Here is a 14,377-nt window from a genome sequence, read left to right as displayed (position 1 = left end):
GTCTGTCACTCAACCCCGAGACTGATAGACGTTCTCATCAGCCGACCAAAAGCGACCAAAACACAAGATTGAACCCCTGCCCCCAATCAGCGCCTAAGCTGTCTGGTCAGACCTTGAGGAGAAAGAGACGATGAGCCGTATCGAAACCGACAGCCTGGGTGAAGTGAGCGTGGCCGATGAGGCCTATTGGGGGGCGCAGACACAGCGTTCACTGATCAACTTTGCCATCGGCAACGAAAAAATGCCGCTGGCGGTCCTGCATGCCCTGGTCTTGATCAAAAAAGCCGCCGCGCGGGTCAATGACCGCAACGGTGACTTGCCTGCCGATATCGCCCGTTTGATCGAACAGGCCGCCGATGAAGTGCTCGACGGCGAACACGACGACCAGTTCCCCCTGGTGGTATGGCAAACCGGCAGCGGCACGCAGAGCAACATGAACGCCAACGAAGTGATCGCCGGCCGCGCCAACGAACTGGCGGGCAAGGGCCGCGGCGGCAAATCGCCGGTCCACCCCAATGACCATGTCAACCGTTCGCAAAGCTCCAACGACTGCTTCCCCACCGCCATGCATATCGCCGCCGCGAAGGCCGTGCACAATCATTTGCTGCCTGCCATCAGCGAGTTGGCCGGTGGCCTGGCCGAGCTGTCGGCCCGGCACATGAAACTGGTCAAGACCGGGCGCACCCATATGATGGATGCCACACCGATCACCTTCGGCCAGGAACTGTCGGCGTATATCGCGCAACTGGACTACGCCGAACGGGCCATTCGCTCGTCCTTGCCGGCAGTTTGCGAGCTGGCCCAGGGCGGCACTGCAGTGGGCACCGGGCTCAATGCACCCCACGGCTTTGCCGAAGCGATTGCCGCGGAGCTGGCGGCGCTGTCGGGTTTGCCATTTGTGACCGCGCCGAACAAGTTTGCCGCACTGGCCGGCCACGAACCCCTCACCACCTTGTCGGGCGCCCTCAAGACCCTGGCCGTGACCCTGATGAAACTGGCCAATGACTTTCGCCTGCTGGGCTCCGGCCCTCGCGCCGGGCTCGCGGAAATCAAACTGCCCGCCAATGAACCGGGCAGCTCGATCATGCCGGGCAAGGTCAACCCGACCCAGTGCGAAGCATTGTCCATGCTGGCATGCCAGGTCATGGGCAATGATGTCGCCATCGGTTTTGCCGCCAGCCAGGGGCATCTGCAACTGAACGTCTACAAACCGGTGATCATTCACAACCTGTTGCAGTCGATCCAGTTGCTGGGGGACGGCTGCAGCAACTTCCAGAAACACTGCGTGACCGGCCTTGAGGTGGACGCCGCCAAAATGGCCGAGCACCTGGAGCGCGGCCTGATGCTGGTGACCGCACTCAACCCGCATATCGGCTATGACAAGTCTGCCGAAATCGCCAAGAAGGCCTACGCAGAAGGTTTGACCCTGCGTGAGGCGGCCCTGGATCTGGGCTACCTGACCGATGCGGAGTTTGACCAGTGGGTACGGCCCGAAAACATGCTGGGCACCGGCAAACACGGCTAAAGGGCCTGCGCGACCGGGCTTGGAACGCCGGCAGGGCCTGCAATCTTGAATACCATCACGCCCCTGTCAGGCGTGATGGTACCAATCAGCTTGAACAACCGACCATCGGCCTTGGCTTGAAGAACCGCAACGGCGGCGGGGTTGAAAGGCACCTCCGTGATTGAGCGTTGGGCTACGATTTCCACCCAGTCATCAGACATCATTATCGAGCTGCCCGACGAGCTGCGCTCAAAGGTTATTTTGCCCCACGAACTGCCTGTGGGCTGCAAATGCCTGATTTCCATCAGGTACACATCGCCATTAGGGCCCCTGAAAACCATACCTAAACCGATGGTGCCGCGCCTGTACCTGCCACCCTCAAGGCGCGTATACCCACGATTTCTCATGACCAATTGCAAGATCTTTTTCGACAGCGTGGTTCGCATGGCATGGGTCGCGATAACACCACTGCGCAATGCTGCGTAACTGTCCAGCAGAGCCATGACCTCGACATCCATTGTACGAATCAACATATGTTTGTTCAGTTGCCGCGCCACCTCCATATTGTAAATTCTCCCCGATGGCGTCGGCAGTACCGTGCGCAAACCCTGGAGCTCATCATATACAGGCGCCCAGATCGGCAGGGGCTGCTTGTTTGCCATGCTCGTCAGAGCTTCATCCAGTCGTCCTATGGGAAACTGCTGCCTGTGCAAACTCTGCTCGCACAGTCGTTCCAGCTCGAGCACATCAGGTGCACGCATGACATGGGAATCCACTGACTTGACGATCTGGCGCGTGTAGTTGCGCAAGAAGGTATGTACTTCATACTCATGACCGCTTGCAGGCAAATCAAAGGCCTGGCGCACAAGCGTCTCCAGACGGGGGTGATCACCCAGTTGAGGGGTCAGGTGCCAGTTGCCGATGACCACCCGCTGAGTGACAGGGTCGAACACGCCGTCAGCTTCGATAAATAACGCGCTTCTTCCATCGCCTGCCTTGCCCACGACCTTCCAGGACAACTGATCGGTGTCGAGCCGGACCCGATAAAACTTGTTGTCCATCAGGACAAAGTCTTCAGCAACTTCTTCAAATATTCCGCCAACTGCAGAGCCGGGCTGGTCAACGAGCCGGTAGACGCCTTCTGCAGTCAGAGTGCCCTGGGCTTGCAATCTGGCCGGATCAGCAGGATCTATGCGGAAAATCCCATAGCCGCCCGCTTCGTCCAGTTCCCGTGAGATGAACAAATCGCGCTGGCCAATCACCACCCGGTCCATCGACTCAACGCCCTGCGGCCGCACGGCAGGAAGCGGTGCCGGGGCAATCTTCGGCGGCACATCGTAACCGGCCGGGACCTTGCGCGAGGGGGTGACCGGCGTCGAATCGACAATCACCTCGTCCAGCTCAGGGAAGGGTGAACCGCCCTTACCCCCCACGTCGAGATGATATTCCCACTCCCCCCGGGCATTTTGCCGAACGGGAGGCTCATAGTTTTTCGGCGGGCGGGCCTTCAGGCGCAAGGTCTGCTCACCCGCACGACGGTACACCTCATACACCTTGTCATTGACCTGGATATACATGCGCTGGTTGAGCAAGAAGACATTTTCGTTTTTGCCCGTAAGCCGTACAGCATCGTAAAGCCGGACATTGACCTCATAGCCCTCGAACGCCTTGCTCTGCCAGGGCTTGCCCGTACTGATCGAAGGCAACCAGTCGCCCAGGCGTTTTTTCTGCAAGGCCTTGCTGGCTCGCCGCCCCACGTCATACAGGGTGGATCCGGCCTGGCCAAGCACCTGCTCCACACGGCCAATTACTGTACCCACACCTCCCGGCTTGACCACCAGTGGTGCCAGCGTGAGGATCACTTCGCCCAGATTGAGCGTGGCAGAAAACAAAAGGCTGGCGCCAGCCTTGTAATCTCCCCGGGCAAAGGCGTTCACCGCCGCATTGGCGTCATGCCAGCCGTCATAGGCAGCGATGGCCGTTCCAATCCCCGGAAGTACCGACAAGCCGAGTTTCACATAGCCCAGCTCACGCTCCGCACTGCGCTCCAGCTGACGGCGCTGGATTTCCAGGGCGGTTCTGGACGCGATGTCGACCTGCTCCCTGAGCTTGCCCATGCGGGCCATGTACTGCATGTCCGTCAGGGTCAGGTGCGGCGCCCTGACCGGGTCAATAAGCAGGAACCCGTGGTCTGCGCTACGCAAGATGGCATTGATGTTCTGCACATTGCGCGCCGGGTCAGAACCTGCGCTGGCGCTACGCGCCAGATAGTCGAGCAGGCTTCGGTCAAGCAGCACAAGGTTGGCCAGCCGCGACCTGAGCCCTTGCAGGCTGATGTCCTCAACAAATTTCTGATTACCCGGTGCACCCGGTAAATACATCAGCGACAGTTCCGACGTTTTGTCATGCACCACCGACAAGCCTGTCAGCCCTTGCTCAGTGTAGGAACCATCACCGCGGATCGGTGAACGCAACAAGGTATAGCGATACTCAATGTCGAATTCGCCGCTGGTTGGTTGTTTGCCATTGCTGGCGCTGGTGGCGGCCTGCAGCAGCCTTAGCCCCGCTTCAGACAGGTGGCCCTGCTGTCGGGCAGCCCAGGCCTCAAGGTTGATGGCCTGCCGGAACACCGCCAGGCGCCTGGCAATATCGGGTGCTCCTGGCTGGCTGCCCGCCGGCGTGCGGCCTAAAAAAGCGTCGGTGATCCTGACGTTGTAGTGCGTTGCCACATCCAGCTCAGGAAGGGTCTTGAGCAGGTACTCAAGGTCGATGCCCAGTGCCTGGGTGTCAACGCCATCGAGCGTGAAATGGCTGTGCTTGAGGCGCAGCATCTGCTGCTCATCTTCGACATCGATATTGTGTCGGGCCAGGGCCGAGAGGCTGATGGTGTGGCGGCTGAGGCTGACGTCATCGCGCGTCGAAAAATCGGTGATCGCGATGCTTTCCGAGATATCCCCCGCCAGATGCGGGCGCTCGGGCCTGTCCCCGGTCTGCACCACCTCAACAGTCACGCTATCAGGCATGTCGACCTTGACTGCGTCAGGATTGATGGTGCGTTTGAGGTCGGCCTTGAGGCGGTCGGCCAGGGTATCGCGGGTAAACACTTCGAATGAAGGCAGGCTGTGGGCCAGGTCCTGTTCCAGCCAGGCGGCATTGCGCGCGTAGGTCATCAAGCCCCTGGCATATCCGTTACGGGCTTCGGCCGGCAGCTGCAGCAACCAGTCTGGCAATTGCCGGGTGGCCCGAGCCGTGCGCAATTGTTCTGCCACCTGATCAATGGCTTGCACACGAGCCTCATTGTCAGGCGCCATCAGGTTGTGCGCGGTTTCCAGGCGCAAGCGCTCAAGGGACTGCTCTGGCGTCGACAGGTCATACAACCATTGACCCCCTGCCATAAGTGCGGCGATTTCCTGATAGCTGGCGATCTGATCTTCAACTCCCAGATTGAACGCGTGGCCATCCAGAACACGCAGAATCACCGGGTTGTCGTCAGCCTCAGCGCTGATCGCGGCCCGCGCGCCGGCACGGCTTTTGAGCGACACATGGCCAAGCCAGAACCCGTCCGGGTCGGCCCGCACGCTGCGGGCCAACGCGACCTTGAGTTGGGCCACCGAACCAAAGGCGTGCAAACCGCCCGCCAGCCCCGGGACAAACAGGTACACCAGCTCATCAGCCTGATGATCGTCAAGCGCCAGCTGGCGGGTCATCACCATCGCCCCCAGCAGCAGGTAGGAACGCTGCGTATTGCCCAGCGATACATCGCACACGCGCACTGTGCTGTCACCGCGAAGCGCGGACCAGGGCTCACTGACCACTTCCTTGAGCAGCTCGTAACTCTGCACGGACAAACGGCCTTCATGGACTTGCAATTGCGCTTCGGCCAAAAGCGCTCCCGATCTGCTCGCCGACAAGCGCTGCAACAGGCTCAGGCCCTCGGCGTCCAGCCGTGTCCAGAAGTCGGCGGTCAAAACCCGTGGCCCGGCGACCAGGGCATCCGTTGCTTTCAGGCTGCCCGCCAGATGGCTTTGCAGCTGCTCATGGGCCTCCCGGTAAACGCTCAATCGGCCCGGCAGCTGCGTTTCATCGCCAAGGAAAGCCAAAAGGCTCGCCTCATAACGCGCGACTTTTCGTTCGCGCAGCGTGCCTGGCAAATGGGGGGACAGGCTGCCGAATGAGACATAGTCGTCAGCTTCAAGGGTATGCGAGGTTGCAGTCATAAGCGCGTTCATCCCAGGTGACCTTAAGTCACCTGATCTGAACAGAAACGCGGCAGGCATCTGCGGTAGATATATACCGCGCGCTGGGCGCTATTTTTTCTTGGGCTTTTTGTCGTTCTTGAGCTTCTTGTCGTGCTTGTCGCGCTTGGCAAAGGCCGCTTCCAGGGCCTCGTTGATGGTGCGCAGTACCTTGACCCGCGCCCAGCGCTTGTCGTTGGCTTCCACCAGGGTCCAGGGCGAGATTTCGGTGCTTGTGCGGTCAACCATGTCGCAAACCGCCGTGCGATAAAGGTCCCATTTTTCGCGATTGCGCCAATCTTCCTCGGTAATTTTAAAGCGTTTGAACGGGATTTCTTCACGCTCCTGGAAGCGTTCAAGCTGGGTGTCCTTGTCGATGGCCAACCAGAACTTGACCACAATTGCGCCAGCCGCCGTGAGCTGTTCTTCGAAATCATTGATCTCGCCGTAGGCGCGCATCCAGTCCGCCGGGGTGCAAAACCCCTCGACCCGCTCTACCAGCACCCGGCCGTACCAGGAACGGTCAAAAATGGTGAACTTGCCCCGTGCCGGCACCTGACGCCAGAAACGCCACAGATAGGGTTGCGCCCGCTCATCTTCCGAAGGCGCGGCAATCGGCACGATGCTGTACTGGCGCGGGTCGAGCGCAGCGGCCACGCGGCGGATCGAGCCGCCCTTGCCGGCCGCATCGTTGCCCTCAAACACGGCAATCAGCGAGTGGCGGCGCATGCGTTTGTCACGCATCAACCCCGACAAGCGCGCTTGCTCGGTTATCAACTGTTCCTGGTAGTCGTCCTTTTCAAGGTGCTGGGTCATGTCCAGGCAGTCGAGCAGGGTCAGCTCGCCCTGTTTGTCCGGCAAGGGCGGCACGCCGGCCGGCCGGGCAGCGACCTTGGCGGTTTGCAACGCGGCCTGCAGACCGTCGAGCAGAATCCTGCCGACGGTCAGGCTACGGTAATGCGGATCCATGCCCTCGACGATATTCCACGGCGCATAATCGCGACTGGTACGGCGGATGGCCCGCTCGCCGTAGCGCACGAATTTGTCGTAGGTTTTCGATTGCTGCCAGTCCAGCGGGCTGATGCGCCAGCTGTGCAGCGGATCGTCCTTGAGGGTTTGCAGGCGTTCCTTCATTTGTTTTTTGGACAGATGAAACCAGAACTTGAAGATCACCGCGCCTTCATTGCAGAGCATTTTTTCCAGGCGCTCCGCACCGGCGATTGCCTGGTCCAGGACGGCATTCTTGAACAGGCCGTGAACCCGGCCCTGGAGCATCTGGCTGTACCAATTGCCAAAAAACACGCCCATGCGCCCCTTGGCCGGCAGCTGGCGCCAGTAGCGCCAGGCAGGCGGGTGGGCCAGTTCCTCATCGGTCTGGCTGTCAAAAGTGCGTACCTCGATCAGCCGCGGGTCCATCCACTCACTGAGTAACTTGACCGTCTCGCCCTTGCCGGCACCTTCTATACCATTGATCAGCACAATGACCGCAGAGCGCTTTTGCTGCTGCAGTTCGTACTGGGCTTCAAGCAAGGCTTCACGCAGGGCGGGAGCTTCTCTGTCGTAGGTTTCTTTATCGATGACATGACCGATTTCTGCGGATTCGAACATGGAAAGCTCCCTGGCAAGATGTCACAAGCCTAGCGGATTGCTCTGTTTTATGTAGCAAGAAACCACGCAAACCTGTCATGGATCAGTCCCGGCCTGAGCGATCGGCTAGAATGGCGGCCTTGCCGTTGCCGAGCCGCACATGATTACTGAAACTGCCAATGCCCAGATTGACTGGGATGACCAGGGCCGCCCCCATTCGCGGGTGTTTGACGACGTATACTTTTCAGACAAGTCGGGCCTTGATGAAACCCGTTATGTTTTTATTCAACAGAACGCCCTCGCAGAGCGCTTCGCCGCGTTGGTGGCCAATACCCAACTGGTGATTGGCGAAACCGGCTTCGGCACCGGCTTGAATTTTTTATGCGCCTGGCAGTTGTTCGAACAACACGCACACCCCGAGGCCCGCCTGCACTTCATCAGTGTCGAGAAATACCCGCTCACCCGTGATGACCTGCAGCGCGCGTTGGCGCTGTGGCCAGAACTGGCGCCGCTCAGCGAGCAATTGCTGGCCGCCTATTTTGCAATCCACCCGGGTTTCCAGACCCTGACCCTGGCCGATGGCCGAGTCACGCTCACGTTGTTGATCGGGGATGCCCTGGAGCAATTGCCGCAGCTCGACGGCAAAATCGATGCCTGGTTTCTCGACGGTTTTGCCCCGGCGAAAAACCCCGACATGTGGACCCCCGAACTGTTCGCGCAGCTGGCGCGCCTTGCCGCGCCTGGGTCGACGATCAGCACCTTCACCAGTACCGGCTGGGTGCGCCGGGCGTTGAACGAGGCCGGGTTCAAGATGCGCCGCACGCCGGGCATCGGCCACAAGTGGGAGATCCTGCGCGGCACCTTTGTCGGCTTGCCGGCAAACCAGCCAGTACCCCCCACGGTCAAACCCTGGTTTGCCCGCCCGCCCCGGGTCGAAGGCAAGCGCAAGGCTCTGGTGATCGGCGGCGGCCTGTCGGGTTGCGCCAGCGCCAACAGCCTGGCCCGGCGCGGCTGGCAGGTAGTATTACTGGAGCGCCATGAGCGGCTGGCCAAAGAGGCTTCAGGCAACCCCCAGGGCATTCTCTATCTCAAACTCTCTGCCCACGGTACGACCTTGTCGCAGATGATTGTCAGTGGCTTCGGCTATACCCGTCGCCTGCTGGAACACCTGCAACGCGGGCGCGACTGGGATGATTGCGGCGTGCTGCAACTGGGTTTCGATGCCAAGGAAGCTCAGCGTCAGGCGCAACTGGCGGCGGCATTTCCCCCGGCACTGGTGCATCTGCTCGACCAGCACCAGGCACAAGCCCAGGCCGGGATCGAACTGGCCCATGGCGGGCTGTTCTACCCCGAAGGCGGTTGGGTACACCCTCCTGCGCTATGCCACTACCAGACCCTGCACCCCAATGTTCAGGTCCTGACCCACAGTGATGTGGTGCAACTGCACAAGGTCGACGACCAGTGGCAGGCATGCCACGAGGATCGGCTACTGGCCAGCGCGCCGGTGGTGATCCTGGCGGGTGCAGCCGAGGTCAAACGCTTCCCGGCCAGCAGCGGCTTGCCGCTCAAGCGCATTCGCGGGCAAATCACCCAGCTGGCGCAAACACCAAACAGCGCCGTGCTGAAAACAGTGGTCTGTGCCGAAGGCTATGTTGCCCCCGGTCGATTGGGGGAACATACCCTGGGCGCCAGCTTCGACTTCAATAACGAAGACCTGACCACCACCCCCGAAGGCCATCAGGGCAACCTTGATCTGCTGCAGGAAATATCCCCGGATCTGGCCCATCGCCTCGGTGACGAGCAGCTCGACCCGCACACCCTCCAGGGCTGGGCCGCGTTCCGTTGCACCAGCCCGGATTACTTGCCCATCGTCGGCCCGCTGGCGGACCCGGAACAATTCGCCAGCGCCTATAGCGTGTTGCGCAAGGATGCCCGGCAAGTCCCCGACACGGCCTGCCCGTGGCTCGACGGTTTGTACGTCAACAGCGGCCATGGCTCCCGCGGTTTGATTACCGCGCCACTGTCCGGCGAGCTGCTGGCCGCCTGGATCAACGATGAGCCCCTGCCCGTGCCCAGAGCTGTCGCCGAAGCCTGCCTGCCCAACCGGTTTGCCCTGCGCGCACTGATCAAAGGGCTGTAGTGGGGGAATCATGGGATGCCCTGGGTGCCAGCAGTGACTCGGTCATTTGCAGGCTCCAGACATCGACCGCAGCGTCCATGCGCTGACGGAGTTCACCGACCTCACGCAGGTAGCGCTCGCTGTTCATTTCCGGCGAGCGCTTCAACAACTCGCTGAGGGCCTCGAAGTACGGCTCGGTCAAGGCGCTGTATTGCGGCCTGTTAGTGCGAATCAGGTATTCGCGCCAAAACTGGCGGGTGCTGATAAAGATATTCAGGGCCGCGGTTTTCTCGGCCCGCTCGACCTCAAGCCGGGCGATATCCAGGTCCTCCCGGGTGACCCCGGCCAGGGATTTGAACACCATGCTTTCAGGTTGCCCCGGCAGCTCCAGGGCCCGCGCCAGGCCAATCCGGTAAGCCAGGTGTATTTCCAGCTCATCAGGCAGCGGGCCGGCCTGTGCCAGGCGCAACAGATAGTGTTCATGGGCAATCCTGGCGACCTTGTCGAGCCTGAACAGCCCCTTGCCCAGCCCCAGCAACTGGTGCTTTTGCGGCGAGCCCTCCTGGGAGAGGCCCGCCAGCTCCATTTGCACCTCCATCTCACTGAACGTGAAGGCCACACTGTCGGTACAGCTGCGCGGTGAAGCGGCTATGTCCAGCACATCACGGCGTAATACCGAGCTGTCATTGGCCGCCTCGATCATCTCCCAGACCCGCCGGCTCAGGTCCTGACGCACTTCGCGGGCATCTGCCGTGGCAGTGAGACGACTGAGCACGGTGAAAAAGTCTTCCGAGGCCGCATCCGCCCGTAAGCTGTTCCACAGTAGCTCCCTTCGACGCAGCTCCTGGGTGGTGATACCCGCTGTCCAGAACTCGAACGCTGCCGCTTCACTCATCAATTCTTCGCTGTTGATGCCCATGCTGCTGCCACCTTGCATGGCATTGCGTGCCAGGCGCAGGCGGCTGGCGGCCGACAACGGGTTGCCGGTCAGGGAGATATTGCGGGTCACGGCAAGGGGGGCCTGATAGACATGCTCCGGAATCTCGACGATGCGGTTTTCCCTGAGGTCCGCAGACTCCAGGAACGGTCTGGAGATCAAGTCCTGTGGCCAGTGGTCGATCCAGGTCCGGCGCAGATAGACCCGGCGCAGGAAACCCAGATTGCTTAATGCAAGGTTGGGGCCCAACAGATTGTCATTGAGGTTGAGCACCTGCAGCTTGCTCAGGGTATTGAGCACGGCAACATTGCCGGGGTTCAGGTACAGCAGGTTGCGCGCCAGGGACAAACGCCGCAGGTTGGGCATGCGCTCAAGCTGTGCAGGCAAATGAACCATGCGGTTATTGTCCATTTCCAGCAACACCAGCCCGCTGAAATGCTCCAGGAACCTGCTGGCCGTGTCCCGGCAGTTCATATTATTGAGTTTCAACTCCCGCACATGGCTGAAGTCGGCCACCGCGGGCAGCTCAGGAAAGTTGCCCAGGCGAAAACCATCCAGGCTCAGGCTGTGCATGTCCTCGTTGTGTGCCCAGGGGATATGGGTCGGGCTCTTGCGCCAGCAGCGCTCGATCAGCCCGGCTGCCTGGTAGCGGTTTTCGGCGTAATCGTGCATGGCGTCCGCCAACGGCACATCACTGGGCGTGGCATCGATCCACGCTTGCAGGCTTGTCAGCAGCGCCCTTCTCTCGCGCTTGCGTTCACGCAGGATATGCAGCGGCTCGACTCCCCGCTCCACCAGACCGTCAAGGTATTCAATGACCTGCTCATCATCGAAGTCGGAGTAGATCATGCGCACACGGCGCTGCAGCTCCCAGGAGTGGGTACCCGACGTCATCCCGCACAAGGGATAGCCCATTTGCCCGTCAGCCAGGACAACCGGGGCCTTGAAACCCGGTTTGATCGGCTGCATGCCCAGCACCTGAGCTGACTCCTGCCGGGCATTGCTGGCCAGTTTGGCCAGGGCCGCGTTGAAGGACGACGCATCCCGACTTGAACCAAAGCCCATTGCATTGCGCTCAAAGTCGCTCAAAGTCTCGAAAAGCGCCGTCGACAGCGGTACAGGCGCACCTGGCTCAAGAATGTATCCAGCGCCACGCGGCCTGTAGCGCATATAACCCCGGGGCGTCTTGACCAGCACTCGCGGCGGCGTCGTCAGCACGCCGTCCCACAGATGAATCAAGGTGCCGGACAGCGTGTCTTCGCGAATCTCCAGCGCTTTGTCGGCAGGCCAACCGGGCAGTTGCTCGAAGTAATGCAGGGCCAGTCGTTCGGCATCATCATTGGCCTGCGAGCCCAGATAAAACCCCTCGATAGCGCGATTCAACCGCGCTTCGCGCAGATGCACCCGCACCCGCTCGGCCAGGGCCAGGGGCACCTTGCCTGCACGCAAGCCTTCCAGTTGCGGGTTGCTGGCCGACTCGACCAAAGCCTGCGCCACCGTGCGCGGCAATCCCGGAAAATCCCGTTCGATGACCTTGGCTTCAGGTGCCAGGGACTGGTTGAAACGCGCATACAGTTGCTCGAATACCTGACGCTTGTGCTCCCGCGCATAGTTGCCCAGCTCTCGGGCCAAGGCGCGCGCCGATGCTGGCGCTCCCGCCAGCTCGTTGCCCAGCAACGCTTTGGCCTGGGCTTCGGGCAAGGCGGTCAGTACGGCATCCAGCAGTTGGCCTTGCTCAAGCACGGATGCCGTCAGGTTGATATGCGAGGAACTCGGCCACCCTGTACTGCCGTATTGCGCCAGGCTATTGCCCATCTCGTCGACCACGGCCAGCCCCTTGCCCTCAGGCCAGCCCGGCAACCCGGGCAACAGCTGCAACTGCAGATCGGTCCAACGCCGGGAGGCGTATTGACCACTGCTCATCTGCTCGACAAATGTATCGAGCTGGTGGTCGATCACAAAGCGCTTGAGGGTGACGTTCAACAAGGGTGGTGCTGGCAGATTGTCCAGATGGACACGGCGCATGATATCCGGGTGGGTGCCGGTCAGCTCACGCACCTGCTCCAGGGTTTGCTCGTCAAGGGCTGCGGCTTCAGGCCCCAGGCGCCCCAGTAAGGTGGCGCTGTCGGCCCACTCCAGCGGCCGCTCATGCGCATGTTGCCAGGCGCCTTCGTTGTTGTGCAGCAATGCCGGTTTGAACGCCTGGGGCCGGTGAGGATGAGGTATGCGCCACTGTCGGTGCACGGCATCTAACTCGACGGGATAGTGCTTGCCGTTCACTTCCACATGTTGCCTGCCGTTGATACGGAAAAACCCCTGACCGTCGACGGTAAAACGGTGCTCACCCACTGCACCGTGCTCATAGTGCTCAAGGTTTTTGTTCCATAACCGGGCCGTGCCGTCATCGCGGCTAATGGGTTCAAAACCTTCAAAGTGCGCCAGGGTGGCCGCACTCAGGCGCCTGGCTGCAGCCCGCACGGCAGCCACCCCGGCTACAACGGCAGTGTTCACGGCCAGATCCCTGGCGACATTGAGCAGGTGCTCGCGGGCATGGTCGATATCGCCCTGGGTCCAGTCCTCAACCCCCTCATAGACTTCCTTGAGCATGTCGCCGATTGCCACCGCCAGCATCAGGTCGCCCAGAACCGGTACAAACAGGGCCGCGACATTTATCAGCAGCAGCCCTGCCGTTTTGTACAGCTGCCAGCGCTGTTCGCGCTCGCGTTCGTCGAGTACATGGGTCGGTACAGCCAGCAGCTGCGCATCGGCAAACATGTTGCGCAACTGCACGGTACATAGGTAGTGCGCCGCACTCATGGCCTGGGTGCTTGCGGTCAGGCTCAAGTATTCGGGGCGGGCCTGGAGCTTCTGGATAAACAACGGGCGCACGCTCAAGGCCGTGAACTGTGCAAAGAACTTCGCATAGGCCGGGTCCAGCAGCCGGTGCTTCAATTCATCGGTGAACACCTGCAAGGAACTGAACTCGAAAAAAGGCGCCAGCGGATCATTGGGTATATAGGCGATCAGCCGATTGCCGGGATGCAGCAGCAAGGTATCCGCGGAAAAAATCACTACCCCGTCGATCGGCGTGTCCAGGATCGTCAGCGCGCTGAACACCAGCGGCTTGCCATCCAGCTGCACCCCGGGGGGATGGATGGTGCTTTCGGGCCGGGTCAGCGTGGCAAGGATTGTCGTGTAGGCGGTTTGGCTGATTTTTTTCTTCAGGAAGGCGATATGGGCGTCGACCGCCATGTCATGGGTTTTCAGGCAGCGCAGGTTGGCCTGGGTGGCCAGGTGCGCAGGCCCCGGCGTACCCGACGCGTTAACACCCAGAGAATGCTCCAGGTACTGCTGGTACTTGAGCCCCAGATCCAGCCGGCGGCACAGCGCAGCAAAGTGATGGGGCCTGAGCGGGCTGACATGATCCGCCTGCCCGCCCAGGCGAATCTGGCTCTGCGGGTTGAAGCCGTCTTCATGGGCCTCCCGGGCCGAAAAATTTTGCAGGGCAGCCCACAGCAGGGTCTTGGGTTCGTCACGCACCAGGTAGTGCCGAACGGTGCTCAGCAGGGTGTCGTCGGTAATCAGGTGAACATGCACCACTGCCAGGTAGTCGTTGTGGATATTGAGTGACGGCCCGAATTCGCCCATGACCGCTACCGCCAGCAACGCCCCGCAATAAGCCTCGACACTTTGCAGCTCGCCGAATTTCTTGCCGACCAAGCCGTGATAGAAGCGGCTATGGGCCATAGAGGCATCCAGCGCGGTGATGATCTGCGGATCGGCGCCCAGCAACCATTTGGGCATATGGCCATGCACCAGTTCCAGCGGCTCAAGGTCACTGAGTGTGGTATCGCGGGCATTCAGCGGAGGGGTGTGGCGGGCCATATCCGGTCTTCTGCAGGTCAGTGAGTGCCTAACCTAGCGCCGCATCATGGCTGCAGTGACATAGATAGTTATATGCCCCTCGATAAATGCCGGTGCCCTGCCCGCAACAC

The 14,377-nt window shown here is 60.8% G+C and carries 5 protein-coding genes; 2 read left to right on the top strand and 3 right to left on the bottom strand.

All coding sequences use genetic code 11. From position 1 onward, the window contains the following. Nucleotides 1-130: 130 nt before the first annotated feature. Complete coding sequence (locus AB3G35_RS10805; protein ID WP_016780230.1) at nt 131-1,525, top strand: class II fumarate hydratase; 1,395 nt, start codon at nt 131-133, stop codon at nt 1,523-1,525. Here the strand turns inward: AB3G35_RS10805 and AB3G35_RS10800 are convergent. Together AB3G35_RS10800 and pap are read right to left on the bottom strand one after the other, a co-directional pair. Continuing rightward, the gene (locus AB3G35_RS10800) at nt 1,522-5,721 is read right to left on the bottom strand and encodes a dermonecrotic toxin domain-containing protein (protein WP_369782650.1); all 4,200 of its coding nucleotides are present in this window, start codon (nt 5,719-5,721) and stop codon (nt 1,522-1,524) included. The two genes, AB3G35_RS10805 and AB3G35_RS10800, sit on opposite strands and share 4 nt — an antisense overlap. Before the next feature lie 90 nt (nt 5,722-5,811). Next, nucleotides 5,812-7,347, bottom strand: a complete 1,536-nt coding sequence (gene pap, locus AB3G35_RS10795) for a polyphosphate:AMP phosphotransferase (RefSeq protein ID WP_088379426.1) — start codon at nt 7,345-7,347, stop codon at nt 5,812-5,814. A gap of 139 nt (nt 7,348-7,486) precedes the next feature. Here pap and mnmC point away from each other — a divergent pair, with 139 nt between their 5' ends. Beyond that, the gene (gene mnmC, locus AB3G35_RS10790) at nt 7,487-9,466 is read left to right on the top strand and encodes a bifunctional tRNA (5-methylaminomethyl-2-thiouridine)(34)-methyltransferase MnmD/FAD-dependent 5-carboxymethylaminomethyl-2-thiouridine(34) oxidoreductase MnmC (protein ID WP_369782649.1); all 1,980 of its coding nucleotides are present in this window, start codon (nt 7,487-7,489) and stop codon (nt 9,464-9,466) included. On the opposite strand, the gene AB3G35_RS10785 is transcribed toward mnmC, so the two are convergent. Continuing rightward, complete coding sequence (locus AB3G35_RS10785) at nt 9,453-14,267, bottom strand: NEL-type E3 ubiquitin ligase domain-containing protein (protein WP_369782648.1); 4,815 nt, start codon at nt 14,265-14,267, stop codon at nt 9,453-9,455. The two genes, mnmC and AB3G35_RS10785, sit on opposite strands and share 14 nt — an antisense overlap. Between the last annotated feature and the right edge of the window lie 110 nt (nt 14,268-14,377).

Origin of the sequence: Pseudomonas sp. WC2401 (assembly GCF_041200115.1) — a bacterium.
Taxonomy (GTDB): Bacteria; Pseudomonadota; Gammaproteobacteria; order Pseudomonadales; family Pseudomonadaceae; genus Aquipseudomonas; species Aquipseudomonas fragi.
The sequence above is the reverse complement of the archived record's forward strand: the minus strand, read 5'-3'. Positions and strand labels throughout refer to the sequence as shown.